Origin of the sequence: Paraburkholderia caribensis, assembly GCF_002902945.1 — a bacterium.
GTDB lineage: Bacteria > Pseudomonadota > Gammaproteobacteria > Burkholderiales > Burkholderiaceae > Paraburkholderia > Paraburkholderia caribensis.
Genome location: NZ_CP026101.1, coordinates 3,202,925 through 3,228,494 on the forward strand (window position 1 = coordinate 3,202,925; position 25,570 = coordinate 3,228,494).

The window sequence follows — 25,570 nt, forward strand, 5'->3', positions numbered from 1 at the left end:
TATGCAGGTTGATGCCGTCCGGAGATGGCGGGGATAGACAGATCTGGGCCGTTGCGGTTTGGCAGGGCCGCTGGCTCGACGTTAAAAACATGCGCCGGAAACGCCAAGACCCCGCTTTTGAGGGCGGGGTCTTGTCTTGGGTAAGGAGCCTGACGATTACCTACTTTCACACGGGCAATCCGCACTATCATCGGCGTGGAGTCGTTTCACGGTCCTGTTCGGGATGGGAAGGGGTGGTACCGACTCGCTATGGTCATCAGGCATGACGGGTTGCTGCGTCGCGCTGGAGGTTGGGTAACCTGGTCGCGCCACAGCCAATCGGGAAGAAGCGTAAAGAGGGTATGGGTTGTGTTGTTTCTGGCACAACACCGATCTCAACCTGATGCGTAAAACACACCGGTTATAGGATCAAGCCTTACGGGCAATTAGTATCAGTTAGCTTAACGCATTACTGCGCTTCCACACCTGACCTATCAACGTCCTGGTCTTGAACGACCCTTCAAGGGGCTCGAAGCCCCGGGGATATCTCATCTCAAGGCGAGTTTCCCGCTTAGATGCTTTCAGCGGTTATCTCTTCCGAACATAGCTACCCGGCGATGCCACTGGCGTGACAACCGGTACACCAGAGGTTCGTCCACTCCGGTCCTCTCGTACTAGGAGCAGCCCCCTTCAAATATCCAGCGCCCACGGCAGATAGGGACCAAACTGTCTCACGACGTTTTAAACCCAGCTCACGTACCTCTTTAAATGGCGAACAGCCATACCCTTGGGACCGGCTACAGCCCCAGGATGAGATGAGCCGACATCGAGGTGCCAAACACCGCCGTCGATATGAACTCTTGGGCGGTATCAGCCTGTTATCCCCAGAGTACCTTTTATCCGTTGAGCGATGGCCCTTCCATACAGAACCACCGGATCACTATGACCTGCTTTCGCACCTGCTCGACTTGTCGGTCTCGCAGTTAAGCACGCTTATGCCATTGCACTATCAGCACGATTTCCGACCGTACCTAGCGTACCTTCGTACTCCTCCGTTACACTTTGGGAGGAGACCGCCCCAGTCAAACTGCCCACCATGCACTGTCCCCGACCCGGATCACGGGCCAAGGTTAGAACCTCAAACAAACCAGGGTGGTATTTCAAGGACGGCTCCACTGAAACTAGCGTTCCAGCTTCATAGCCTCCCACCTATCCTACACAGATCGGTTCAAAGTCCAATGCAAAGCTACAGTAAAGGTTCATGGGGTCTTTCCGTCTAGCCGCGGGGAGATTGCATCATCACAAACACTTCAACTTCGCTGAGTCTCGGGAGGAGACAGTGTGGCCATCGTTACGCCATTCGTGCAGGTCGGAACTTACCCGACAAGGAATTTCGCTACCTTAGGACCGTTATAGTTACGGCCGCCGTTTACCGGGACTTCAATCAAGAGCTTGCACCCCATCATTTAATCTTCCGGCACCGGGCAGGCGTCACACCCTATACGTCCACTTTCGTGTTTGCAGAGTGCTGTGTTTTTATTAAACAGTCGCAGCCACCAGTTTATTGCAACCCCTTCACCCTCCGCCCGCAGGGGCGTCAAGCTACAGGGGCGTACCTTATCCCGAAGTTACGGTACCAATTTGCCGAGTTCCTTCTCCCGAGTTCTCTCAAGCGCCTTAGAATACTCATCTCGCCCACCTGTGTCGGTTTGCGGTACGGTCAATGTGAAACTGAAGCTTAGAGGCTTTTCCTGGAACCCCTTCCGATTGCTTCGCTTCCGAAGAAGCTCGCGCCACGCCCTTGAATTCCGTGCCCGGATTTGCCAGAGCACCTTCTCCAACGCAGCGACCGGGACTTCCAACACCCGGACAACCTTCCGCGATCCGTCCCCCCATCGCATTTCACACTGGTGCAGGAATATTGACCTGCTTCCCATCAGCTACGCATTTCTGCCTCGCCTTAGGGGCCGACTCACCCTACGCCGATGAACGTTGCGTAGGAAACCTTGGGCTTACGGCGAGGGGGCCTTTCACCCCCTTTATCGCTACTCATGTCAGCATTCGCACTTCCGATACCTCCAGCACGCTTTTCAACGCACCTTCGCAGGCTTACGGAACGCTCTCCTACCATGCGTGCAAAGCACGCATCCGCAGCTTCGGTATATGACTTAGCCCCGTTACATCTTCCGCGCAGGACGACTCGATCAGTGAGCTATTACGCTTTCTTTAAAGGGTGGCTGCTTCTAAGCCAACCTCCTGACTGTTTTAGCCTTCCCACTTCGTTTCCCACTTAGTCATATTTGGGGACCTTAGCTGGCGGTCTGGGTTGTTTCCCTCTTGACACCGGACGTTAGCACCCGATGTCTGTCTCCCGTGATTGCACTCTTCGGTATTCGGAGTTTGCTATGGCGAAGTAATCCGCAATGGACCCTTCAACCATGACAGTGCTCTACCCCCGAAGGTGATACACGAGGCACTACCTAAATAGTTTTCGGAGAGAACCAGCTATTTCCAGGTTTGTTTAGCCTTTCACCCCTATCCACAGCTCATCCCCTAACTTTTCAACGTTAGTGGGTTCGGACCTCCAGTACGTGTTACCGCACCTTCATCCTGGCCATGGATAGATCACCTGGTTTCGGGTCTACACCCAGCGACTGAATCGCCCTGTTCGGACTCGCTTTCGCTACGCCTGCCCTAATCGGTTAAGCTCGCCACTGAATGTAAGTCGCTGACCCATTATACAAAAGGTACGCCGTCACCCCTTGCGAGGCTCCGACTGTTTGTATGCATGCGGTTTCAGGATCTGTTTCACTCCCCTCCCGGGGTTCTTTTCGCCTTTCCCTCACGGTACTGGTTCACTATCGGTCGATCACGAGTATTTAGCCTTGGAGGATGGTCCCCCCATCTTCAGACAGGATTTCACGTGTCCCGCCCTACTTGTCGTACACCTAGTTCTTCCTCGCTGTTTTCGCCTACGGGGCTATCACCCACTATGGCCGCACTTTCCAGAGCGTTTGGCTAACAACAAAGATAAAGAGTACAGGCTGGTCCCATTTCGCTCGCCACTACTTTGGGAATCTCGGTTGATTTCTGTTCCTGCGGTTACTTAGATGTTTCAGTTCACCGCGTTCGCTTCACATGGCCTATGTATTCAGCCATGGATACTCCATAAGGAGTGGGTTTCCCCATTCGGATATCGGTGGATCAAAGCTCGTTTGCCAGCTCCCCACCGCTTTTCGCAGGCTACCGCGTCCTTCATCGCCTGTGATCGCCAAGGCATCCACCACATGCACTTGTTCGCTTGACCCTATAACGGGTGTGTCTCGTCGTGTTGCCACGCCAGACTCACTCGCTACAGGCTGAGTATTCGCGTTGTGCCGTATTCCAGGTTCGTCTTTCGATGAACTCAAAAAATACATTGATACAATCACAACCCTGATTCACCTACTCACGCGCCCATCTCTAAGCACGCTTTCGTGAATCTCTTTACTACTTCTTCCTGATTGTTAAAGAACGACAGCCGATATGAGTTACTGCTTCATATCCAGTCTGACTGGCTCAATTGCCAATGCGAAGTCTTCTGCGTTCTGCAGAACACTGTGCATTGGGAATTGGTGGAGGATGACGGGATCGAACCGACGACCCCCTGCTTGCAAAGCAGGTGCTCTCCCAGCTGAGCTAATCCCCCAGTCACACAGTACACAGGGGGGTTTCGCGATCAGCCACCGCAGACAAGACGCTGGTGGGTCTGGATGGATTCGAACCATCGACCCCCGCCTTATCAAGACGGTGCTCTAACCGACTGAGCTACAGACCCCTGAGCCTGTCTTCAATTAACAGCCGACAAGTGTGAGCGCTCAACTTGTGAAACGCTAAAGCTCTGGAAAGGAGGTGATCCAGCCGCACCTTCCGATACGGCTACCTTGTTACGACTTCACCCCAGTCATGAATCCTACCGTGGTGACCGTCCTCCTTGCGGTTAGACTAGCCACTTCTGGTAAAACCCACTCCCATGGTGTGACGGGCGGTGTGTACAAGACCCGGGAACGTATTCACCGCGGCATGCTGATCCGCGATTACTAGCGATTCCAGCTTCACGCAGTCGAGTTGCAGACTGCGATCCGGACTACGATCGGTTTTCTGGGATTGGCTCCACCTCGCGGCTTGGCAACCCTCTGTTCCGACCATTGTATGACGTGTGAAGCCCTACCCATAAGGGCCATGAGGACTTGACGTCATCCCCACCTTCCTCCGGTTTGTCACCGGCAGTCTCCCTAGAGTGCTCTTGCGTAGCAACTAGGGACAAGGGTTGCGCTCGTTGCGGGACTTAACCCAACATCTCACGACACGAGCTGACGACAGCCATGCAGCACCTGTGTTACGGCTCCCTTTCGGGCACCCTCACCTCTCAGCAAGGTTCCGTACATGTCAAGGGTAGGTAAGGTTTTTCGCGTTGCATCGAATTAATCCACATCATCCACCGCTTGTGCGGGTCCCCGTCAATTCCTTTGAGTTTTAATCTTGCGACCGTACTCCCCAGGCGGTCAACTTCACGCGTTAGCTTCGTTACCAAGTCAATGAAGACCCGACAACTAGTTGACATCGTTTAGGGCGTGGACTACCAGGGTATCTAATCCTGTTTGCTCCCCACGCTTTCGTGCATGAGCGTCAGTATTGGCCCAGGGGGCTGCCTTCGCCATCGGTATTCCTCCACATCTCTACGCATTTCACTGCTACACGTGGAATTCTACCCCCCTCTGCCATACTCTAGCCCGCCAGTCACCAATGCAGTTCCCAGGTTAAGCCCGGGGATTTCACATCGGTCTTAGCGAACCGCCTGCGCACGCTTTACGCCCAGTAATTCCGATTAACGCTTGCACCCTACGTATTACCGCGGCTGCTGGCACGTAGTTAGCCGGTGCTTATTCTTCCGGTACCGTCATCCCGCCCCTGTATTAGAGAAGCGGTTTTCTTTCCGGACAAAAGTGCTTTACAACCCGAAGGCCTTCTTCACACACGCGGCATTGCTGGATCAGGGTTGCCCCCATTGTCCAAAATTCCCCACTGCTGCCTCCCGTAGGAGTCTGGGCCGTGTCTCAGTCCCAGTGTGGCTGGTCGTCCTCTCAGACCAGCTACAGATCGTCGCCTTGGTAGGCCTTTACCCCACCAACTAGCTAATCTGCCATCGGCCGCCCCTTGAGCGCGAGGTCCGAAGATCCCCCGCTTTCCTCCACAGAGCGTATGCGGTATTAATCCGGCTTTCGCCGGGCTATCCCCCACTCCAGGACACGTTCCGATGTATTACTCACCCGTTCGCCACTCGCCGCCAGGGTTGCCCCCGCGCTGCCGTCCGACTTGCATGTGTAAGGCATGCCGCCAGCGTTCAATCTGAGCCAGGATCAAACTCTTCAGTTCAAACCTGTTACTGTTTTTCGGTTTCGTCAGAAACCGGTCGCTCACTCAAAATCACTGACGAAAGATCTGCGCTGGGTCTTTCAACCCAGTCAAACCTTCCTCAATTTCTTCCGTGTGAGACTCGATTACTTTCGCTATCAGTGACCCGAAGATCACCGCGCGCCTCGTCATCGAGCGCCCACACTTATCGGCTGTTGATTGTTAAAGAACATTCGCGGGAAGCGCCTTGCTTTCACCACGTTGCTGCGTCAGCAGCAGAGAAACGAGATTATGAAGAACCTTTTTCGTTTCGTCAACCGGTTTTTTTAACTTCCCAACCCGCCGACTCCACCGGAAAGCCCCGTCAATGCTGGCTCTCCCGCCTTCCTCGTTTGCTTCGCGCCGCGTTGGCCGCAGCGCGAAAGACCGGAATTCTAGACACTTGCATGCGGGGTTGCAAGTGGTTTTTGAGCGATTCCATCAACGGTGCTTAAAGACGGGTTTTCGCTTCTCGACGAACGCAGCCATCCCTTCTTTCTGGTCTTCCGTTGCGAAGAGCGAATGGAACAATCGACGCTCGAAATGCACGCCCTCTGCCAAAGTCGTCTCGTAAGCGCGGTTGACCGACTCCTTTACCATCATGACCGCCGGCATCGGAAACTCGGCGATGGTCGCAGCCGCAGTGATTGCCTCGTCGATCAGATTCGCCGCCGGGATCACACGCGACACCAGTCCGGAACGCTCCGCCTCGGCGGCATCCATGAATCGCGCGGTCAGGCACATATCCATCGCCTTGGCCTTCGACACCGCGCGCGGCAATCGTTGCGTACCGCCGGCCCCAGGCATGATGCCAAGCTTGATCTCCGGCTGACCGAACTTCGCAGTGTCAGCCGCAAGAATGATGTCGCACATCATCGCGAGTTCGCAGCCACCGCCAAGCGCGAAACCGGCAACGGCAGCAATGATCGGCTTGCGAACTGATCGGACAGCTTCCCAGTTGCGCGTGATGTAGTCGCCCTTATAAACATCCATATAAGAGTATGTCGACATCATTCCGATGTCCGCGCCCGCCGCAAATGCTTTCTCGCTTCCAGTAATAACAATGGCGCCAATGCCCTCATCCGAATCGAACGCCCTCAGCGCTTCGCCCAGTTCATCCATCAGTGCGTCATTGAGCGCGTTAAGCGCCTTCGGACGGTTCAGTGTAATGAGGCCGACGCGGCCACGCGTCTCAACCAGAATGTTCTCGAAACCCATGCACTCCTCCTAAGTGTTTACCAGCAGGCGCAAGAGGCTCGCGCCGCATCCCAATAATGCTAACATTCACCAACCAACCGGTCGGTCAATAAATCGACGAGGTTGCCTCCAACATTCAGTCAGCATCTTGCCCGCCATGACCCACACACTCTTTACGAAGCACGAAGACACGCTGCAGAAAGCCCTTGCCGCCATTGAAGCCCGCGGCTACTGGAGCCCGTTCTCTGAAATGCCGAGTCCCAAAGTGTACGGGGAAACGGCGAACGCGGACGGCGAATCGGCGTTCAAAGCTCTCCTGAACAATAAGTTCGAACTCGACCAGCCGAGCACGGGCGAGATCACAGCAGCGGAACAATCGCCTTTCGGTTTTCCGCTCGGCGTCCGGTATCCCAAATCGGATCCGGACGCACTGATTGCAGCTGCAGCCAAAGCGCAACCGGCATGGCGCGAAGCTGGTCCTAAAGCCTGGATCGGCGTGAGCCTCGAGATTCTTGCGCGCCTCAATCGGCTGAGCTTTGAGATCGGCTACAGCGTGATGCACACCACTGGTCAGGCATTCATGATGGCTTTCCAGGCGGGCGGTCCGCATGCGCAGGATCGCGCGCTCGAAGCCGTCACCTACGCGTGGGATCAGTTGCGCCGAATTCCCGCCACCGCTCACTGGGAAAAGCCGCAAGGTAAGAATCCGCCGCTCGCGATGCAGAAGCGCTTCAACATCGCGCCACGCGGAACAGGTCTCGTCCTCGGGTGCTGCACCTTCCCGACGTGGAATGGTTACCCGGGTCTGTTCGCAGACCTGGCAACTGGCAACACTGTCATCGTCAAGCCGCACCCGGGCGCGATCCTGCCGCTCGCGATCACCGTGCGCGTCGCCCGCGACGTGCTGCGTGAAGCCGGTTTCGATCCGAACGTCGTGACCTTGCTCGCGACCGAACCGAACGACGGCGAACTGGTTCAGAACCTCGCACAGCGCCCGGAAATCAAGCTGATCGACTTCACGGGCAGTACGCAAAACGGCACCTGGCTGGAGCGCAACGCACACCAGGCGCAGGTGTTCACCGAAAAGGCCGGCGTTAACCAGATCGTGATCGACTCCGTCGACGACATCAAAGCCGTCGCGCGTAACATCGCGTTCTCGCTGGCCCTGTACTCGGGCCAGATGTGCACTGCGCCACAAAACATCTATGTGCCGCGCGACGGCATTCGAACGGCCGAAGGCACGATCTCGTTCCAGGCCGTTGCCGACGCAATTGCCAGTGCTGTCTACAAACTCGGCTCGGACCCGGCCCGCGCTGTAGAACTGCTGGGCGCGATCCAGAACGAAGCGATCGAGCAGCGTATCGACGAAGCCCGCGAGCTGGGACACGTTCTCGCGGACAGCCAGTCGCTAGAGCATCCGACATTCGCGGGCGCCCGCGTACGAACTCCTCTTGTGCTGCAACTCGATGCCGCGACCGACGAAGCGAAGTTCACGAAAGAATGGTTCGGCCCGATCTCCTTCGTGATCGCCACGGACTCGACTGCGCAGTCACTCGAACTTGCCGGTCGCATCGCCGCCGAACACGGCGCGCTCACTCTCTCGGTCTATAGCACGGACGACACGGTGATCGAGGCGGCCACGGAAGCTTCGATTCTTGGCGGCGTCGCGCTCTCCATCAATCTGACGGGCGGCGTTTTCGTCAATCAGTCGGCAGCGTTCTCCGACTTCCACGGCACGGGCGCCAACCCCGCTGCGAATGCCGCGCTCGCCGACGCTGCCTTCGTCGCGAATCGCTTCCGCGTCGTTCAAAGCCGGGTTCATGTTGAACCGAAGGCCGTCGCCGCGTAAGTCGGCCGAACGATATAGGACGTTTGACCGACGTTTTGGCCTATAACTTCGGGCCGACTGAAACCGTGTCAGACGTCGAACTAACATGCAGTTCAAGGGCCGGCGCGCTTGCCGGTCCGCTCTCTTGCAGGAACCCCGACATGACCGACGCATTTATCTGTGACGCGATTCGCACTCCCTTCGGCCGGTACGGCGGCGCGCTCAAAGACGTCCGTGCCGACGATCTGGGCGCTGTCCCGATCAAGGCGCTGATCGAACGAAATCCAGGCGTAAATTGGCGCGCGCTCGACGACGTGATCTATGGTTGCGCCAATCAGGCGGGGGAAGATAACCGGAACGTGGCACGCATGTCAGCACTGCTCGCCGGCTTGCCGACAGACGCGCCCGGCGGCACGATTAACCGGCTGTGCGGATCAGGCATGGACGCGGTCGGCACGGCTGCCCGCGCGATCAGGGCTGGCGAGGCAAACCTGATGATTGCGGGCGGCGTCGAGAGCATGACGCGCGCGCCGTTCGTAATGAGCAAGGCAACATCGGCGTTCTCCCGGCAGTCGGAGATTCACGACACGACCATCGGCTGGCGTTTCGTCAACGCACAGATGAAGCGCGACTACGGCGTCGACTCGATGCCCGAGACGGCGGAAAACGTCGCCGTCGACTTCAATATCAGCCGGGCCGACCAGGACGCGTTCGCAATGCGCAGTCAGGAAAAGGCGGCCCGCGCACAACGCGATGGAACGCTCGCGCAGGAAATCGTGCCCGTCGAAATTCCGCAGAAGAAGGGCGAACCAATCCGCGTGACGCTCGACGAGCATCCGCGTGAAACGTCGCTCGAATCACTGGGCAAACTGAAGGGTGTCGTGCGGCCGGATGGCTCGGTGACGGCAGGCAACGCATCAGGCGTCAACGACGGTTCATGCGCACTTCTCATTGCCAGTCACACAGCGGCAGAACAGTACGGCCTGCGGCGGCGTGCTCGTGTGATCGGCATGGCGACGGCAGGCGTCGAGCCGCGCATCATGGGCATCGGGCCGGCGCCCGCCACGCAGAAGCTGCTCAAGCAACTCAATATGACGCTCGACCAGTTCGACGTGATCGAGCTCAACGAAGCGTTTGCGTCCCAAGGTCTGGCCGTTCTGCGTCAACTCGGTTTGCGCGACGACGATCCTCGCGTCAATCCCAACGGTGGTGCGATCGCGCTGGGGCACCCGCTCGGGGCGTCCGGCGCGCGCCTGATTACGACGGCGCTGTATCAGCTCGAGCGCACCAATGGCCGTTACGCACTGTGCACGATGTGCATCGGCGTCGGACAGGGCATCGCACTCGCCATCGAGCGCGTCTGAGCGACCCGACACCCGAAACCGAATGGAGACGAGGAGACAAGCGATGCCCTATGAAGCCATCCGCGTAGACTTCGACGCTGCAACGCGCGTCGCGACGGTGACGCTGAACCGTCCCGACAAGCTGAACAGCTTCACGCGCGCCATGCATCGGGAACTGAATGCGGCGCTCGACGAAGTAGAAGCGGCCGCCGCGCGCGCGCTCATACTCACGGGTGCCGGTCGCGGCTTCTGCGCTGGCCAGGATCTGGCCGATCTCGATTTCACGCCGGGTGCCATGACGAATCTCGGCGACCTGATCGATCAACACTTCAATCCGTTGATCCGGCGTTTGCAAGCGCTTCCGCTGCCCGTCATCGCCGCCGTCAATGGTACGGCCGCAGGCGCCGGCGCGAATCTCGCGCTCGCCTGCGACCTCGTGCTGGCCGCACGCTCGGCGAGCTTCATCCAGGCGTTCGTGAAAATTGGCCTCGTGCCCGACTCCGGCGGCACGTGGTTCCTGCCGCAACGCGTGGGCATGGCTCGCGCGTTGGGACTGGCGATCACGGGCGACAAGCTCAGCGCCGACAAGGCGGAAAGCTGGGGCCTTATCTGGAAGGCCGTGGACGATAGCGAACTGCAAAGCGCGGCAACCCAGCTCGCCGCGCAACTCGCGCAGCAGCCCACGCGCGCGATCGGGGCCATCAAGCAGGCGATGCGGTCGAGCGCAACGCAAACACTCGATCAGCAACTCGATCTCGAACGCGACATGCAGCGCGAACTCGGCGCATCGCATGACTACGCGGAAGGGGTCCGCGCGTTCATCGAAAAACGCGCGCCGCGCTTCGAGGGCCGCTGACATGTCCACGCAACCCAACCTGAGCAACCCGATGAAGCCCGACGAACTCGCCCGCGCGACTGCCGAAGCCATGTATGCGAACGACGCCTGCAGCAAGGCGCTCGGCATCGAGATTCTCGAAGTGCGCGCTGGCTACGCGCGCCTCCGGATGAGCGTACGGCCGGATTTCCTGAATGGCCATCAGATCTGTCACGGCGGTCTGATGTTCACGCTCGCCGATTCGGCATTCGCGTTCGCTTGCAACTCGTACAACATCAATACCGTCGCAGCGGGCTGCTCCATTGAGTTTTTGCGCCCTGTGCAAGGCGGCGACGTCCTGACTGCGGAAGCTATCGAGCAAACATTGAGCGGCCGCAACGGCATCTACGACATTCGCATCACGAACCGCGCGAACGAAACCGTTGCGATGTTTCGCGGCAAGTCCGCGCAAATCAAAGGCACCGTGATCCGCGTCGACGACTGACAGGGAACGTCGCCTCTCACGTAATTGCGTCGCCTTTCGCGCGGCATCCTATTCTGAAAGCAAGGAGACATTCGATGACTACCCCGCTCCCGCTCGATCCCATCGAAAAGGCGAGCCGCGACGAGCTCGCCGCGCTACAGCTCGAACGGCTGAAATGGTCGCTCGCCCACGCCTATGAGAATTCCCCTGTCTATCGGCGCAAGTTCGATGAAGCGGGTGTGCATCCGTCGGAACTAAAGACGCTGTCCGACCTGTCGCGCTTCCCCTTCACTACGAAAATGGACCTGCGCGACAACTATCCGTTTGGCCTGTTCGCCGTACCACAAGAACAGATCTCGCGTATTCACGCATCGTCGGGAACGACAGGCAAGCCGACTGTCGTCGGCTATACCGCGCGCGATATCGACACCTGGGCGAATCTCGTCGCACGTTCGATCCGTGCGGCAGGCGCGCGGCGCGGCGACAAGGTGCACGTGAGCTACGGCTATGGCCTGTTCACGGGCGGGCTCGGCGCGCACTACGGCGCGGAACGCGCGGGACTCACGGTCATTCCGTTCGGCGGCGGTCAGACCGAAAAACAGGTGCAGCTGATCCAGGACTTCCGTCCCGACATCATCATGGTGACGCCCAGCTACATGCTGTCGATCGCCGACGAACTGGAGCGCCAGGGTATCGATCCCAAGACGTGCTCGCTGCGCATTGGCATCTTTGGCGCGGAGCCCTGGACCAACGACATGCGCCGCGCGATCGAAGAACGGATGGGTATCGACGCCGTCGACATCTACGGCTTGTCCGAGGTAATGGGTCCGGGCGTGGCGTCCGAATGCGTCGAAACCAAAGACGGCCCGACGATCTGGGAAGACCACTTCTACCCCGAGATCATCGATCCCGAAACGGGCGAAGTGTTGCCCGACGGCGAACTCGGCGAACTCGTGTTCACATCGCTGACGAAGGAAGCGTTGCCGATCGTCCGTTACCGCACGCGGGATCTCACGCGCCTGCTGCCCGGAACCGCGCGCACGATGCGCCGGATGGAAAAAATCACCGGTCGCTCGGACGACATGATGATCATTCGCGGCGTCAACGTGTTCCCGACGCAGATCGAAGAACTGCTGCTGAAGCAGCACGCGCTCGCGCCGCATTATCAGATCGTGCTGACCAAAGAAGGCCCGCTCGACGTGATGACGCTGAACATTGAACCTTGCCCGGAGACCGCGCCGGACACGGCCGCGCTGGACACCGCACGTAAAGCGCTGGCCTATGACATCAAGGCACTTATCGGCGTAACAGCGAACGTGGTGCTGCTAGGCGTGAACGGCATCGAGCGCTCGGTGGGTAAGGCGCGCCGCGTGATCGACAAGCGCAAGGCAGGCGCGTGACGCTCGACGCGCCGGCGAATCGCACAGTACCTGCGCACAAGAGCAAACAGCCCGACGGCAGTGACATAAACCGTCGGGCTGTTTCAGATCGGGCTATCCGCTGACCTAGGGCTCGGCACTCAGCATCACGGCCCGGGATCAAGATCCAGGATCAAGACCCAGGATCAAGACCGAGGATCAAGAATTAGGCAGCAACAGCCACATCCGGCCACCCTGCTTCATTTTCCCAGCCAGATCGCCCGCTTCGTCACCGAGTCCCCAGAAATAGTCGGCACGCACGCCGCCCTTGATCGCCGAACCCGTGTCCTGAGCAAACACCAGACGATTCATCGGTGCATTGGTCATCGGGCGCGTCGTCTGGAGGAAGACGGGCGTGCCGAGCGGGATCGCCGCCGGATCGACGGCAATCGAACGCTCCGGCGTCAGCGGCACGCCAAGCGCGCCAATCGGACCATCGGCACCCCCGCCAGGCGCAGGCTCGCTCGACGGCATCTCGCGGAAAAACACGAAGCGCGGATTCGTGTCGAGCAAGCCATCGACACGCGTCGGGTTTGCGCGCGCCCAAGCCTTGATGCCTTGCATGGTCGCCTGCGACGGCGTCAGTTCACCGCGATCGAGCAGCCATCGGCCAATGGACTTGTACGGCTGATTGTTCGTCCCGCCAAAGCCGACGCGCATCACGCTGCCGTCTTCCATCACGATGCGTCCCGAGCCTTGCACCTGCAGGAAGAAAGCCTCGATGGGATCGTCCACCCACACGAGTTCATTGCCGGTTAGCGCGCCCGAACGCTCGAGCTGCGCTCGCGCCGGCATCGCAGAACCGGGGCGGTACGCCGAAGGCCAACGGTACAAAGCCGTCTGATACACGCCATGACGGACGCGCGAACCGCGCAGCAGCGGCTCGTAGTAGCCTGTCACGAGTCCATCGAGCGTGCCGTCGGTGTTCGAAAACTGGAACGGCGTGAAGTAGGTCTCGAAGAAACTGCGGGCGCTCGCCACATCCAGGTCGTCAAGCATCAGCGCGGCCGCACAGGCGCGCCGCCACGTCGGCTGACTGGCGAGGCGCACACAGTTCTGGCGTAATGCCGCAGCCGCACCGATCAGTGAATCGTCCTGCCAGCCCGGCACCTGTCTCCAGGCGACAGGCGTCAGCCGCTGAGCGGCGATCTGGCCGGGTATGATCGCGGCACCTGTCGGCGGCGAAACGGATGGCCGCACCGCGCCGCCGCCGCCGCACGACGCAAGCAGTACGGCAAGCGACAGCGCTCCCGTCCAGGCCGCGGCCCGGCGGGCAAAGCGCATACAATGATTGTTCTCGATGGAAACTGCCATGTCTGATCTGCTCGACGAATATCCGATGCTCATCTTCGCGCTGGAGTCGCTCCTGGCGCTTTCCCTGCTGATTTTCATCGTTGTGTGGACAGCGTCCGGCAAGAAAAAGAATGCCGCACGCCAGAAGCAGGACGCAAAACAGGTCCCGCCGCAGCAGCAACCGCGTCGCTGACTGACAGCCGCGCGGCGTCTGATGTTCAGCGCGCTCAATGCAGCGTGCGTGGCATGCGCAGAACGAATTCCGGTACGGGCGCGTCCCAACGTTCGCCATCTTCCGCCACGCAAAAATACTCGCCGCGCATCGTCCCCACGGGCGTCGCGATCACTGCATAGCTCGTGTATTCGAACTGCTCGCCCGGCTTCAGCAACGGCTGATGCCCGACGACACCCAGCCCTTTCACTTCCTGAACGCGATTTTCGCTATCCGTAATGACCCAGTGACGCGCGATCAGTTGCGCGGCAACCTGGCCGGTATTGCGGATGGTGAGCGTGTAGGCGAAAGCGTATTTCCGATGCTCCGGGTCCGACTCCTCGGCGATATACCGAACCTGAGAGGACACGCTGAATTCGTACTGGCTCATGCTGATTCCGATGGTGAGCAAAGCGCGCAATCGATCCGCGCAAGGCTGTGTGCGGGCGGCTCGGCGCGAATAAGCGGCGCGCCGGCACAGGCGTTGACATGGTTTGGCATTCTGCTTGATGCGGCGCAGGCCCGCAACCGCATCGGCAAGCCGGGCAAGACGCCGGAACATGGCGAAAGCCAGGCCGCGCCGAAGGCCGCGGCGCGCCGGCCGGCGCTAAAATAGCGGTTTTCCGTCTCCCGCCCATCCCACGCCATGACTCAATTCCGCATCGCTCCCAGCATTCTGTCCGCCGACTTCGCGCGGCTCGGCGAAGAAGTCCGCAACGTCGTCGCCGCGGGCGCCGACTGGATTCACTTCGACGTGATGGACAACCACTACGTGCCGAACCTGACGATTGGCCCGCTCGTGTGCGAGGCGATCCGCCCGCACGTGCAGGTCCCCATCGACGTGCATCTGATGGTACGCCCCGTCGACCGCATCGTGCCCGACTTCGCAAAGGCTGGCGCGAACGTGATCAGCTTCCATCCGGAAGGCTCGGATCACATCGACCGCACGTTGTCGCTGATCCGCGACCACGGCTGCAAGGCAGGCCTCGTGTTCAACCCCGCCACGCCGCTGAATTATCTCGATCACGTGATGGACAAGGTCGATCTCGTGCTGATCATGTCGGTGAATCCGGGCTTCGGCGGGCAGTCCTTCATTCCCGAAGCGCTGAACAAGCTGCGCGAAGCGCGCGCAAAAATCGACGCATACAAGGAAAAGACCGGCCGCGAGATTCATCTCGAAGTGGACGGCGGCGTGAAAGCCGACAACATCGCGGAAATTGCGGCGGCGGGCGCGGATACCTTCGTGGCCGGCTCGGCGATCTTCGGCCACCCCGACTACAAGACGATCATCGACAAGATGCGCGGCGCACTGGCATCGGTTGGGCGCTGAGATGGAAACGACGCCCCGTTACCCCGCTCCCGCCTTCACGGCCGGCAAGATTCGCGCGGCGATCGTCGATCTCGACGGCACGATGGTCGATACCGCCGACGACTTCACCGCGTCCCTGAACGGCATGCTCGCCCAGTTCGACGCGGAGGAAACTTCGCGCGAAGAGGTGATGGACTACGTCGGCAAGGGCTCCGAGCATCTGATTCGCAGCGTACTGGCGCCGCGCTTCGAAGCCGACCTGGCGCAATCACGCTTCGACGAGGCGCTCGCGATCTACCAGGAGGAGTACGCGAAGATCAACGGCCTGCACACGCGGCTCTATCCCGATGTCGAGGCAGGGCTGATTGCATTGCGCGATGCGGGATTGAAGCTGGCTTGTGTAACCAACAAGCCGCATCGCTTTGCGACGCAGTTGCTCGAACATCATGGGCTACTGCAGTACTTCGCGGTCGTGCTGGGCGGCGACAGCGTCGCGGCGAAAAAGCCCGATCCGCTGCCCATGCTCACCGCCTGCAAGGCGCTCGGCGTGTCGCCCGAAGAAGCCGTCGCGATCGGCGATTCGCAGAACGATGCGTTCGCGGGCCGCGCGGCCGGCATGGCGACGCTGACCGTCCCGTATGGCTACAATCACGGCGAATCTGTTCAAACTATAAAATCCGATGGTATAGTTGTGTCGCTGTTGGGCGCCGCCAAGGCAATCGCAGCGCACAATGCAGTAAAATGAGCGCCGACCCAAGCAGCACCAATCACTGACTTAACTAAAGTCTTCTCTCATGTTTCTGAATAAAAAACGGAGTCTGAGCACGATCGACCGGGGAGCCTGGCCCTGGCGTCGCTGGTCGCGCTGATACCTCGCCCGAGGTACGCTGAAGCTCGTCTTTGGCGCCCGTTTTTTACTTCGCTGCGCTCACGCGCTTTTCCGAATCGCCGGTTTGACCGGCACGCTACCGTTGCACTGAGTTTCAGCTAGCCGTCGTGTACCTTGCGTACTATCGTCGTGCTGAGAAACCGTGCATGCGTTCGGGAAAGCGCGCGCCGGTCTCCAAACCTGTGACGAGCACATTCGACCGGTAACGCAGCCCCCGCTTTGTCCGACGCACGCAGCGCACGGACGCACGAACAGGATCGGAACATGACCGAACTCGAATTTCAGTCCCTCGCGAACGAGGGCTACAATCGCATCCCGCTGATCGCCGAAGCGCTGGCCGACCTCGAAACGCCGCTCTCGCTGTACCTGAAGCTCGCGCAAACCGAGCGCAACGGCGCGAACTCGTTTCTGCTCGAATCGGTAGTGGGCGGCGAACGCTTTGGCCGCTACTCGTTCATCGGCCTGCCGGCTCGCACGCTGATCCGCACGCATGACGGCGTGACGGAAGTCGTGAAAGACGGCAAGGTCACCGAAACACACGACGGCGATCCGCTCGAATTCATCCAGCAGTTCCAGGGCCGTTTCAAGGTCGCGCTACGCCCGGGCCTGCCGCGTTTCGCGGGCGGTCTTGCCGGTTATTTCGGCTACGACGCCGTGCGTTACATCGAGAAGAAGCTCGCACACACCGCCCCGCCAGACGACCTGAACCTGCCCGACATTCAACTGCTGCTGACGGAAGAAGTCGCCGTCATCGACAACCTCGCGGGCAAGCTGTACCTCGTGATCTACGCCGATCCGACGACGCCCGAAGCGTACACGCGCGCCAAGCAGCGTCTGCGCGAACTGAAGCAGCGCCTGCGTACGACGGTGCAGCCGCCCGTCACGTCGGCGAGCGTGCGTACCGAAATTTTCCGCGAGTTCAAGAAAGACGATTACCTTGCCGCCGTGCGCAGGGCGAAGGAATACATCGCGGCAGGCGAGCTGATGCAGGTGCAGGTCGGCCAGCGTCTGACGAAACCGTATCGCGACAACCCGCTGTCGCTTTACCGCGCGCTGCGTTCGCTGAATCCGTCGCCGTATATGTATTACTACAACTTCGGCGAGTTTCATGTGGTCGGCGCGTCGCCGGAAATTCTCGTGCGTCAGGAAAAGCGCAACGAAGACCGCATCGTCACGATCCGGCCGCTCGCCGGCACGCGTCCGCGCGGCAATACGCCCGAGCGCGATGCCGAACTCGCCACCGAACTCCTCAACGATCCGAAGGAAATCGCCGAACACGTGATGCTGATCGACCTCGCGCGTAACGATGTCGGCCGTATCGCGCAGATCGGTTCGGTGTCCGTGACCGACAAGATGGTGATCGAAAAGTACTCGCATGTGCAGCACATCGTCAGTTCCGTCGAGGGCACGCTGAAGCCGGGCATGACCAATTTCGACGTGCTGCGCGCGACGTTCCCGGCGGGCACGCTGTCGGGCGCGCCGAAGGTTCGCGCGATGGAACTGATCGACGAACTCGAACCCGTGAAGCGCGGACTCTACGGCGGCGCGGTCGGCTACCTGTCGTTCACGGGCGAGATGGACCTCGCAATCACGATCCGCACGGGCGTGATCTGCAACGGCAATCTGTACGTGCAGGCGGCAGCGGGCGTGGTCGCGGACTCGGTGCCCGAATCCGAATGGCAAGAGACCGAGAACAAGGCGCGCGCCGTGCTGCGCGCCGCCGAGCAAGTGCAAGACGGCCTCGATAGCGACTTCTGACGGGAGACTGACCATGCTGCTGATGATCGACAACTACGACTCGTTCACCTATAACCTGGTCCAGTACTTCGGCGAACTCGGCGAAGACGTGCGGACCTATCGCAACGACGAAATCACGCTAGACGAGATCGCGAAGCTCAACCCCGAGCGCATTTGTCTCTCGCCGGGACCGAGCAATCCGCAACACGCGGGCATCACGCTCGACGTGCTGCGCGAATTCTCCGGCAAGTACCCGATTCTCGGCGTGTGCCTCGGCCATCAGGCGATCGGCGAAGCATTCGGCGGTCGCGTGGTGCGCGCGCAGACCATCATGCACGGCAAGGTGAGCCAGATCGAAACCGACTGCAAAGGCGTATTCGCCGACCTGCCGAAGCACTTCACCGTCACGCGCTATCACTCGCTGGCAATCGAGCGCGAATCGCTGCCCGACTGCCTCGAAGTGTCGGCGTGGACCGACGACGGCGAAATCATGGGCGTGCGTCACAAGACGCTGCCTGTCGAAGGCGTGCAGTTCCATCCGGAATCGATCCTGTCGGAACACGGCCACGCGTTGCTCGAAAACTTCGTGAAGCAGTCGAAGGCTGCGGCACGTAGCGCTTAAACAAGGAGACGCGACAATGATTACGCCCCAGGAAGCGCTGCAACGCACGATCGAGCACCGCGAAATCTTCCACGACGAGATGCTGCACCTGATGCGCCTCATCATGCGCGGCGACATGTCGCCCGTGATGGCGGCCGCGATCATCACGGGGCTGCGCGTCAAAAAAGAGACCATCGGCGAGATCACCGCGGCCGCCACGGTGATGCGCGAGTTCGCTCGTCACGTCGAAGTTCAGGACAATTCGAACTTCGTCGACATTGTCGGTACGGGCGGCGACGGCTCGCACACGTTCAATATTTCGACGGCGACGATGTTCGTGACGGCGGCAGCGGGCGCAAAAGTCGCAAAGCACGGCAATCGCGGCGTGTCGAGCAAGTCGGGCAGCGCAGACGTGCTCGAAGCGCTCGGCGTCAACATCGACTTGCAGCCGGAACAGGTCGCTGCATCGATCGCCGAAACGGGCATGGGCTTCATGTTCGCGCCGAACCATCACCCCGCGATGAAAAACATCGCGCCGGTGCGCCGCGAACTCGGCGTGCGGACCATCTTCAACATCCTCGGTCCGCTGACGAACCCGGCCGGCGCGCCGAACCAGTTGCAAGGCGTGTTTCACCCGGACCTGGTCGGCATTCAGGTTCGCGTGATGGAGCGTCTCGGCGCAAATCACGTGCTGGTCGTGTATGGTATGGACGGCATGGATGAAGTGTCGCTGGGCGGCGCGACGCTGGTCGGCGAACTGCGCGACGGCCAGGTGCGCGAGTACGAGATTCACCCCGAGGACTTCGGCATGCAGATGGTGTCGAACCGCACGCTGAAAGTCGCGGACGCGACGGAATCGAAAGCGTTGCTGCTCGAGGCGCTCGGCAACAAACCGGGCGTCGCGCGCGAAATCGTCACGCTGAACGCGGGCACCGCGCTGTACGCGGCGAACGTCGTGGCGTCGATTGCAGACGGCCTGCAGCTGGCCCGCGAAGCGATCGCGAGCGGCAAGGCGCGTGCGAAGGTCGACGACCTGGTCCGCTTCACGCAACAGTTCAAGAAATAAACGGGATTGACATGAGCGATATTCTCGACCGCATCATCGGGGTCAAGCGTGAAGAAGTGCGCGCCGCGCAGCAAAGCGCGCCGCTCGAAGAATTGCGCCTGCAGGCATCGTCGCGCGATCTGCGCGATTTCGTCGGCGCAATTCGCGCGAAGCATGAAGCAGGTCTCGCGGCCGTGATCGCCGAGGTCAAGAAGGCGAGCCCGTCGAAAGGCGTGCTGCGCGAAAACTTCGTCCCCGCCGAGATCGCGCGTTCGTACGCGAAGCACGGCGCGGCGTGCCTGTCCGTGCTGACCGACGTGCAGTTCTTCCAGGGCAGCGCGCAATATCTGGAAGAGGCGCGCGCCGCTTGCAATCTGCCCGTTCTGCGCAAGGATTTCATCGTCGATCCGTACCAGATCCTCGAAGCGCGCGCGATGGGCGCCGACGCGATCCTGCTGATCGTCGCGGCACTCGAACTTTCGCAGATGCAGGACCTCGAAGCGTACGCGCATTCGCTCGGCCTCGCGGTGCTGGTGGAAGTGCACGACAAGGACGAACTGGTCGACGCGCTGACGCTGAAGACGCCGCTGATGGGCGTGAACAACCGCAATCTGCGCACCTTCGAAACCTCGATCGACACCACGCTCGGCCTGCTGGACATGATGCCGGACGACCGCATCGTCGTGACCGAGTCGGGCATCCTGTCGCGCGGCGACGTCGAGCGGATGCGCGCGATGGACGTGAATTCGTTCCTCGTCGGCGAAGCGTTCATGCGCGCCGAAGAACCGGGCGCGGAGCTTGCGCGGATGTTCTTCTGATTCTCACCAGCTTACAGAGCGAGCCACGCGATGGGCATGGAACACGAGATCAAGCTGTCGCTGCCGACCGGTCAGGTCGGCGCCGCGACGCAATGGTTGATTCAACGCGCCGGTAGCAAGGGCCGCACGATCACGCTCGAAAACATCTATTACGACACGCCGTCGCTGACGCTCGCGCGCGCGAAAAGCGCGGTGCGCGTGCGCCGCACGCCGGACGGCTGGCTGCAGACGTACAAGACGGTGGGCACGTCGAGTGGCGGCTTGCACAGCCGGCACGAGTGGGAAATGCCCATCGAGGGCAACGCGCTCGAAATCGACGCGCTGCTGGCAGCCTGTGACGACGAACCGTCGAAAGAAGCGTTGCGCAGCGCGCGTGACGAGCTCATTCCGCTGTTCAGCACCAATTTCTCGCGGACCATCTGGCATGTGCGCATCGAAGGTGCGGATGTCGAGGCAGCCATCGACCAGGGCGAGGTTGTCGCAGACGTGAAAGGCGAAACGCGACGCGCACCGATCTGCGAAATCGAACTGGAACTGAAGCACGGTGACGCAGGCGCGCTGAACGCATTGTCGGCGGAACTTGCGCAAGCCGTGCATGGCTTGCGTCCCGATGACGTGAGCAAGGCACAGCGCGGCTATCGTCTGCGTGAAAGCGGCTCGCAATAAGCGGCTCGCACAATAAACGGCGACGGCGGAGAACCGGCGTGTGAACGCGCAGAACCTTGAGCGCGCGCCAGTTTGCTGCCACACTAGCCCGCCATGAATTCCGCAAAACGCTCTCAGCTCCCGCCGACGCAGCCGTCGCTCTTTACCGACGACGACAGCGCCCCCTCTCCCGCCACTGGTTTTCAGACGCTCGAATCCCAATTCGAAGCCCTGCCGCCGGCGTGGCGCGCGCATCTCAAACCGTTTATCGATAGCGACACGTACGCGCCGCTATGCCAGTTCGTCGATGGCGAACGCGCGTCCGGCAAGACTGTCTATCCCGCCGACGTATTCCGTGCGCTGCGGCTCACGAGTCCCGACGAAGTCAAGGTCGTGATTCTCGGCCAGGACCCGTATCACGGCGAAGACCGCGGCACGCCGCAGGCGCACGGACTCGCGTTTTCAGTGCCGCCTTCGGTGCGGCCGCCGCCGTCGCTGCGCAACATCTTCAAGGAAATCGCCGCGAGCCTCGGCCACGAGGCGCCGCAACACGGCTGTCTCGATGCGTGGGCGCGACAAGGCGTGCTGCTGCTCAACACGGTGCTGACCGTCGAACGCGATCGCGCCGCGAGTCACGCGAAGCGCGGCTGGGAAAAATGCACCGACACGCTGATCCACGAACTCGCGATGCGTCACGATGGGCTCGTGTTCATGCTGTGGGGCGCGCATGCGCAAGCCAAACGCGCGCTGCTCGGCGGCAAGTCGCATTGCGTGCTGGAAGCGCCGCACCCGTCGCCGCTGTCCGCGCATCGCGGATTTCTCGGCTGCCGGCATTTCGCGCTCGCCAACGAATTTCTCGGAGCGCACGGCCGTCAGCCCATCGACTGGCGTTTGCCGGAAACGGGCGAAGTGTTCGCCTGACACGCAAGCCGACCCGCGCGTGCCCCCAAAAAGAAAACGCCACGGAATTGTGTTCCGTGGCGTTTTGTTTTGCCGTCGCGATACGGCCGATCACCGTATCGAAGAGCAGGCGGCCAGCCGGATGGCTCACCGCATAACCGTTTCAGACGGATCAGGCAGCAGCGATCGCTTCGCGCGCGCCGGCCAGTGCCGCGTTTGCTGCGTCGGGGCCCATGTTCAGGCCTTCCGCGTAGATGAAGTTCACGTCCGTCATGCCAAGGAAGCCGAGGAACGTTTTCAGATAAGGCGTCTGCGAATCGCCCGGCGTACCGAGGTACTTGCCGCCGCGTGCCGACACCACGAACACCTTCTTGCCCGTCACGAGGCCTTCCGGACCGTTCGCGCCGTACTTGAAGGTGATGCCAGCGCGTGCGATGAAGTCGAAGTACGTCTTCAGTTGCGACGAGATGCCGAAGTTGTACAGCGGCGCACCGATCACGACGATGTCGGCGGCTTGCAGTTCGGCGATCAGCGCTTCGCTGCGCGCTGCGATCGCTTGCTGCTCGGCCGTGCGCTGCTCGGCCGGCGTGAAGAACGCGCCGAGGATCGCGTCGTCGAGGTGGGGCAGCGCGTCTTCGTGCAGATTGCGGACGACGACTTGCGCGCCCGGATTCGATTGTTGCAGCTTCGCCGTCAGTTCGTTGGCCAGCAGCGTCGATTGAGCGCCTTGCGAGCGAGCCGACGAGTTGATTTGCAGGATCGTGGTCATCTGTGACTCCAGTAGGGGGCGCGCTGTGTTGCGCGAGTGGAGCCATTGTGTTTTTTTACCCGCCCGGGAAAAAGTAGCGCGGCAGCGACGGATTGTTGCAACGGTAGAACAATCCGCCGCCGGGAATCTCGCCGCGCAGGCGGCTCGGCGAGCGCTTATTCGCCTCTCATTTGCCTCTCATTTGCCTCTCATTTGCCTATTACTTGCCGCCCAGCCAGCGTTTGCGGGCCGTCACGGCCGCCGCGCGCTTATCGTTCGCGGTGAGCTTGTAGCGCGAGACTTCCGGTCCGTCCAGCTTGACCTGCGCGACGCGCAGCTCGTCGCGCCGGAACGCGTGCACCTCGACCTTCGCGCCGGGCTGGTAGCGCGACAGCAGCGCGTCGAGGTTCGAGCCCGTCACGCGCAGGCCGTCGACGGCAATCAGCACGTCGCCGGCCGACAGGCCAGCCTTCTGCGCCGCGCTGCCGTCATGAACGGCCGCCAGCGTGCAGTCCGCGCCGCCGCGCACGCGCGCGCCGAGCGACGGCTTGCCCTTCGGATCGACGTCCGCTTCGAGCGTCACGCCGAACGAAGCGAGCAGCGTGTCGAGCGGCAGATCGCGCGTGCCGCGCACGCCGTCCGCGAAAAGCTCCGACAGGTCCGCGCCCGTCGCCTCGGCGAACAGCGCCTCGACGTCGGCTTCCTCGATGCCCTGCGCCTTGCCGTTGTAGAAGTCGCGACCGTAGCGCTGCCACAGCAGGCGCATCACGTCGTCGAGCGATTTGCGGTTCTGCGTTTGCGCGCGAATCGTCAGATCGAACGCGAGCGCGACCAGCGAGCCCTTGGTGTAATAGCTGACGATCGCATTCGCGGCATTTTCGTCCTGACGGTAGTACTTCACCCATGCGTCGAACGAGCTTTCGGCGACCGTCTGCTTCAGGCGTCCGCTGCCGCGCAGCACGCCGCCGATCGTCTTGCCGAGCAGCGTGAAGTAGTCGGTATCCTTGATCAGGCCGCTGCGCACGAGCATCAGATCGTCGTAGTACGACGTGAAGCCTTCGAACAGCCACAGCAGCGACGTGTAATTTTCTTGCGTCAGATCGTACGGCGCGAACACGGCGGGCTTGATGCGCTTCACGTTCCACGTGTGGAAGTATTCGTGGCTGCACAGGCCGAGATACGTGCGATAGCCGTCCGTCGTCTCGTCGCGGCCTTCGACGGGTAAATCCCCGCGATTGCAGATCAGCGCCGTCGATGCGCGATGCTCCAGCCCGCCGTAGCCATCGGTGACGGCTTGCGTCATGAAGACGTAGCGGTCCATCGGCGCCTTTTTCGAGCGCGGCTCGAACAGCGCGATCTGCGCTTCGCACACGCGCTTCAGATCCGCCGACAGCCGCGTCATGTCCAAACTCGTCACGCGCCCGGCGATCACGATGTCGTGCGGCACGCCGTGCGCCTTGAACGTCGCGAGCTCGAATTCGCCGAGCGTGACGGGATGATCGATTAGCTCGTCGTAGTTTTGCGCGCTGTACTCGCCAAAGCCGTAGCGCTTCGTGCCGCGCGCTTCCGTCAGTGCCGTCGCCACGCGCCAGTTGCGGAACTGAGCACCGGCCGGCTTCTGGATATCGACGACACAGGGCGCATCCTCGAACCCGAGCGGCGACAGAAACACGCTCGTGCCGTTGAAGAAGCCCGTCGTGTCGTCGAGATGCGCGGCCCGCACCGACAGGTCCCAGGCGTAGACCTCGTAGCGCAGCGTCAGCGCGCCCTTGACTGGCGCCGCCTGCCACGCGTGCTTGTCGGTCTTTTCGAGCCGCACCTTGCGGCCCGCGTCGTTGAACGCGCGCAGCGTGACGATATTGCGCGCGAACTCGCGGACCATATAGCTGCCGGGAATCCACACGGGCAGCATGAAGCGCTGGCCCGACGGATCGGGCTCGGCGACGGTCACGGTGACTTCGAAAAGATGGGCGGCGGGTTGCTTCGGTACGATGGTGTAGCGGATCGGCTTCATCGGCGCTCGTGTGTGGAAACTCGTGAAGAAAACGACAGGAGGCGCCGCGCGCCTCCTTTCAAACAGATTCGGACGATGGGTGCAGTTCAGCGCACCGACGACAACGCCTTGTCCAGCTCGTCCGCCGGCACGGCGCCCGGCAGGCGGCGGCCATCCGCGAGGAACACGGTGGGCGTGCCGCTGACGTTCATCGACTGCCCGAGCGCGAGGTTCTTGTCGATCGCGGCCGTGTCGCAGGTGCCCGCGGCGGTCGGCGCGCGGTGATCCTGCATCCAGGCTTCCCATGCCTTCGCGCGGTCCGACGAACACCAGATCGACTTCGACTTCACCGTCGAGTCCGGCGACAGAACCGGATACAGGAACGTGTAGACGGTGATGTTGTCCATCGACTTCAACGTCGTTTCGAGCTGCTTGCAGTACGGGCAGTTCGGATCGGAGAACACGGCGATCTTGCGGCTGCCATTGCCCTTCACCACTTTCACCGCGTTCGCGAACGGCAGGCTCGCGAAATCGATGCGGTTGGTTTCGGACAGGCGCGCTTCCGTCAGATTCTTGCGTGTCTTGGCGTCGATCATGTCGCCGAGAATCAGATGGTCGCCCGTCGCGTCGCTGTAGACGATCTGCGAGCCGAGGTTCACCTCGTAAAGCCCGTCGATCGGCGACTTCGACACGCTCTTGATGGTCGCTTCGCTCAGACGCGATTGCAGCGTCGACTTGAGCTTGTCGGTGGTCTGGTCGGCCTGCGCCGAACAGCCGAGGCCGATAGTCGCGGCGGCCAGCGCCAGCGCGGCGAGACGGATACGTTTCTTCATGCTGCTGCTCCTGATTCGGTTCGGCGCGCGGCCCGTTTGCCGCTCGTCTGCG

The 25,570-nt window shown here is 61.0% G+C and carries 20 protein-coding genes, 2 tRNA genes and 3 rRNA genes; 14 read left to right on the top strand and 11 right to left on the bottom strand.

The window, feature by feature from the left end:
* Window positions 1-147 precede the first annotated feature (147 nt).
* From rrf to C2L66_RS14190, 6 genes are all read right to left on the bottom strand, one after another.
* Window positions 148-261, bottom strand: a 5S ribosomal RNA gene (rrf, locus tag C2L66_RS14165).
* A 143-nt stretch (window positions 262-404) separates the two neighbouring features.
* Window positions 405-3,286: ribosomal RNA gene (locus C2L66_RS14170) — 23S ribosomal RNA — on the bottom strand.
* Between the two features lie 305 nt (window positions 3,287-3,591).
* Window positions 3,592-3,667: transfer RNA gene (locus C2L66_RS14175), tRNA-Ala, on the bottom strand.
* Between the two features lie 52 nt (window positions 3,668-3,719).
* Window positions 3,720-3,796 (bottom strand) — tRNA-Ile (locus C2L66_RS14180).
* A gap of 67 nt (window positions 3,797-3,863) precedes the next feature.
* Window positions 3,864-5,394 (bottom strand): 16S ribosomal RNA (locus C2L66_RS14185).
* The 16S, 23S and 5S rRNA genes sit together here with 2 tRNA genes alongside, the layout of an rRNA operon.
* Before the next feature lie 459 nt (window positions 5,395-5,853).
* Window positions 5,854-6,630 carry an enoyl-CoA hydratase gene (locus C2L66_RS14190; protein ID WP_054929061.1) on the bottom strand — a complete coding sequence of 259 codons (777 nt, stop codon included), beginning with the start codon at window positions 6,628-6,630 and terminating at the stop codon, window positions 5,854-5,856.
* A 136-nt stretch (window positions 6,631-6,766) separates the two neighbouring features.
* Here C2L66_RS14190 and paaN point away from each other — a divergent pair, with 136 nt between their 5' ends.
* From paaN to paaK, 5 genes are all read left to right on the top strand, one after another.
* Window positions 6,767-8,458, top strand: coding sequence for a phenylacetic acid degradation protein PaaN (gene paaN / locus C2L66_RS14195; RefSeq protein WP_060599647.1), 1,692 nt, complete (start codon window positions 6,767-6,769; stop codon window positions 8,456-8,458).
* A 140-nt stretch (window positions 8,459-8,598) separates the two neighbouring features.
* Window positions 8,599-9,801, top strand: coding sequence for a 3-oxoadipyl-CoA thiolase (pcaF, locus tag C2L66_RS14200; protein WP_060599646.1), 1,203 nt, complete (start codon window positions 8,599-8,601; stop codon window positions 9,799-9,801).
* A 43-nt stretch (window positions 9,802-9,844) separates the two neighbouring features.
* Window positions 9,845-10,636 carry a 2-(1,2-epoxy-1,2-dihydrophenyl)acetyl-CoA isomerase PaaG gene (gene paaG / locus C2L66_RS14205; RefSeq protein ID WP_060602458.1) on the top strand — a complete coding sequence of 264 codons (792 nt, stop codon included), beginning with the start codon at window positions 9,845-9,847 and terminating at the stop codon, window positions 10,634-10,636.
* 1 nt (window position 10,637) lies between these two features.
* Window positions 10,638-11,099, top strand: a complete 462-nt coding sequence (gene paaI / locus C2L66_RS14210; protein WP_060599645.1) for a hydroxyphenylacetyl-CoA thioesterase PaaI — start codon at window positions 10,638-10,640, stop codon at window positions 11,097-11,099.
* A gap of 74 nt (window positions 11,100-11,173) precedes the next feature.
* The gene (paaK, locus tag C2L66_RS14215) at window positions 11,174-12,478 is read left to right on the top strand and encodes a phenylacetate--CoA ligase PaaK (RefSeq protein ID WP_060599644.1); all 1,305 of its coding nucleotides are present in this window, start codon (window positions 11,174-11,176) and stop codon (window positions 12,476-12,478) included.
* A gap of 177 nt (window positions 12,479-12,655) precedes the next feature.
* Here the strand turns inward: paaK and mltA are convergent, their stop codons facing one another.
* A complete protein-coding gene (mltA, locus tag C2L66_RS14220; protein ID WP_082670307.1) occupies window positions 12,656-13,888 on the bottom strand; it encodes a murein transglycosylase A in 1,233 nt (410 codons plus the stop codon).
* On the opposite strand from mltA, the gene C2L66_RS41245 reads away from it, so the two are divergent.
* A complete protein-coding gene (locus C2L66_RS41245; RefSeq protein WP_007580649.1) occupies window positions 13,809-13,982 on the top strand; it encodes a hypothetical protein in 174 nt (57 codons plus the stop codon). The two genes, mltA and C2L66_RS41245, sit on opposite strands and share 80 nt — an antisense overlap.
* A 34-nt stretch (window positions 13,983-14,016) precedes the next feature.
* On the opposite strand, the gene apaG is transcribed toward C2L66_RS41245, so the two are convergent.
* Window positions 14,017-14,391: a Co2+/Mg2+ efflux protein ApaG gene (gene apaG, locus C2L66_RS14225; RefSeq protein WP_007580651.1), complete on the bottom strand. Its 375-nt coding sequence runs from the start codon at window positions 14,389-14,391 to the stop codon at window positions 14,017-14,019.
* A 255-nt stretch (window positions 14,392-14,646) separates the two neighbouring features.
* Here apaG and rpe point away from each other — a divergent pair, with 255 nt between their 5' ends.
* The 8 genes from rpe to C2L66_RS14265 all read left to right on the top strand — a co-directional run bounded on the left by rpe (window position 14,647) and on the right by C2L66_RS14265 (window position 21,965).
* Window positions 14,647-15,330, top strand: coding sequence for a ribulose-phosphate 3-epimerase (gene rpe, locus C2L66_RS14230; protein ID WP_035989105.1), 684 nt, complete (start codon window positions 14,647-14,649; stop codon window positions 15,328-15,330).
* A 1-nt stretch (window position 15,331) separates the two neighbouring features.
* Window positions 15,332-16,054: a phosphoglycolate phosphatase gene (locus tag C2L66_RS14235; RefSeq protein ID WP_060599643.1), complete on the top strand. Its 723-nt coding sequence runs from the start codon at window positions 15,332-15,334 to the stop codon at window positions 16,052-16,054.
* Window positions 16,055-16,462: 408 nt separating this feature from the next.
* Window positions 16,463-17,956 carry an anthranilate synthase component I gene (trpE, locus tag C2L66_RS14240; protein ID WP_060602453.1) on the top strand — a complete coding sequence of 498 codons (1,494 nt, stop codon included), beginning with the start codon at window positions 16,463-16,465 and terminating at the stop codon, window positions 17,954-17,956.
* 13 nt (window positions 17,957-17,969) lie between these two features.
* Window positions 17,970-18,557, top strand: a complete 588-nt coding sequence (locus tag C2L66_RS14245) for an aminodeoxychorismate/anthranilate synthase component II (RefSeq protein ID WP_054929067.1) — start codon at window positions 17,970-17,972, stop codon at window positions 18,555-18,557.
* 16 nt (window positions 18,558-18,573) lie between these two features.
* Entirely contained in the window at window positions 18,574-19,602 is a 1,029-nt protein-coding gene (gene trpD, locus C2L66_RS14250) for an anthranilate phosphoribosyltransferase (protein ID WP_060599642.1), read from the top strand.
* Between the two features lie 11 nt (window positions 19,603-19,613).
* Window positions 19,614-20,399 (top strand): indole-3-glycerol phosphate synthase TrpC, encoded by a 786-nt coding sequence (trpC, locus tag C2L66_RS14255; RefSeq protein ID WP_054929071.1) that lies wholly within the window; start codon window positions 19,614-19,616, stop codon window positions 20,397-20,399.
* Window positions 20,400-20,429: 30 nt separating this feature from the next.
* A complete protein-coding gene (locus C2L66_RS14260; RefSeq protein ID WP_060599641.1) occupies window positions 20,430-21,065 on the top strand; it encodes a CYTH domain-containing protein in 636 nt (211 codons plus the stop codon).
* A 93-nt stretch (window positions 21,066-21,158) separates the two neighbouring features.
* Complete coding sequence (locus C2L66_RS14265) at window positions 21,159-21,965, top strand: uracil-DNA glycosylase (protein ID WP_060599640.1); 807 nt, start codon at window positions 21,159-21,161, stop codon at window positions 21,963-21,965.
* Between the two features lie 151 nt (window positions 21,966-22,116).
* Here the strand turns inward: C2L66_RS14265 and C2L66_RS14270 are convergent, their stop codons facing one another.
* From C2L66_RS14270 to C2L66_RS14280, 3 genes are all read right to left on the bottom strand, one after another.
* On the bottom strand, window positions 22,117-22,713 hold the full coding sequence (locus tag C2L66_RS14270; protein WP_054929074.1) for an FMN-dependent NADH-azoreductase: 597 nt from the start codon (window positions 22,711-22,713) through the stop codon (window positions 22,117-22,119).
* Between the two features lie 199 nt (window positions 22,714-22,912).
* The gene (locus C2L66_RS14275; protein WP_060599639.1) at window positions 22,913-24,706 is read right to left on the bottom strand and encodes a M61 family metallopeptidase; all 1,794 of its coding nucleotides are present in this window, start codon (window positions 24,704-24,706) and stop codon (window positions 22,913-22,915) included.
* A gap of 86 nt (window positions 24,707-24,792) precedes the next feature.
* Window positions 24,793-25,518, bottom strand: coding sequence for a DsbC family protein (locus C2L66_RS14280; protein WP_054929076.1), 726 nt, complete (start codon window positions 25,516-25,518; stop codon window positions 24,793-24,795).
* Window positions 25,519-25,570: the final 52 nt, after the last annotated feature.

Bases quoted from the DNA above. Each gene is read 5' to 3' on its own strand.
- C2L66_RS14190 (WP_054929061.1), bottom strand. From the start codon at position 6,630: ATGGGTTTCGAGAACATTCTGGTTGAGACGCGTGGCCGCGTCGGCCTC.
- paaN (WP_060599647.1), top strand. From the start codon at position 6,767: ATGACCCACACACTCTTTACGAAGCACGAAGACACGCTGCAGAAAGCC.
- pcaF (WP_060599646.1), top strand. From the start codon at position 8,599: ATGACCGACGCATTTATCTGTGACGCGATTCGCACTCCCTTCGGCCGG.
- paaG (WP_060602458.1), top strand. From the start codon at position 9,845: ATGCCCTATGAAGCCATCCGCGTAGACTTCGACGCTGCAACGCGCGTC.
- paaI (WP_060599645.1), top strand. From the start codon at position 10,638: ATGTCCACGCAACCCAACCTGAGCAACCCGATGAAGCCCGACGAACTC.
- paaK (WP_060599644.1), top strand. From the start codon at position 11,174: ATGACTACCCCGCTCCCGCTCGATCCCATCGAAAAGGCGAGCCGCGAC.
- C2L66_RS41245 (WP_007580649.1), top strand. From the start codon at position 13,809: ATGTCTGATCTGCTCGACGAATATCCGATGCTCATCTTCGCGCTGGAG.
- mltA (WP_082670307.1), bottom strand. From the start codon at position 13,888: ATGAAAATCAGCAGGGAAAGCGCCAGGAGCGACTCCAGCGCGAAGATG.
- apaG (WP_007580651.1), bottom strand. From the start codon at position 14,391: ATGAGCCAGTACGAATTCAGCGTGTCCTCTCAGGTTCGGTATATCGCC.
- rpe (WP_035989105.1), top strand. From the start codon at position 14,647: ATGACTCAATTCCGCATCGCTCCCAGCATTCTGTCCGCCGACTTCGCG.
- C2L66_RS14235 (WP_060599643.1), top strand. From the start codon at position 15,332: ATGGAAACGACGCCCCGTTACCCCGCTCCCGCCTTCACGGCCGGCAAG.
- trpE (WP_060602453.1), top strand. From the start codon at position 16,463: ATGACCGAACTCGAATTTCAGTCCCTCGCGAACGAGGGCTACAATCGC.
- C2L66_RS14245 (WP_054929067.1), top strand. From the start codon at position 17,970: ATGCTGCTGATGATCGACAACTACGACTCGTTCACCTATAACCTGGTC.
- trpD (WP_060599642.1), top strand. From the start codon at position 18,574: ATGATTACGCCCCAGGAAGCGCTGCAACGCACGATCGAGCACCGCGAA.
- trpC (WP_054929071.1), top strand. From the start codon at position 19,614: ATGAGCGATATTCTCGACCGCATCATCGGGGTCAAGCGTGAAGAAGTG.
- C2L66_RS14260 (WP_060599641.1), top strand. From the start codon at position 20,430: ATGGGCATGGAACACGAGATCAAGCTGTCGCTGCCGACCGGTCAGGTC.
- C2L66_RS14265 (WP_060599640.1), top strand. From the start codon at position 21,159: ATGAATTCCGCAAAACGCTCTCAGCTCCCGCCGACGCAGCCGTCGCTC.
- C2L66_RS14270 (WP_054929074.1), bottom strand. From the start codon at position 22,713: ATGACCACGATCCTGCAAATCAACTCGTCGGCTCGCTCGCAAGGCGCT.
- C2L66_RS14275 (WP_060599639.1), bottom strand. From the start codon at position 24,706: ATGAAGCCGATCCGCTACACCATCGTACCGAAGCAACCCGCCGCCCAT.
- C2L66_RS14280 (WP_054929076.1), bottom strand. From the start codon at position 25,518: ATGAAGAAACGTATCCGTCTCGCCGCGCTGGCGCTGGCCGCCGCGACT.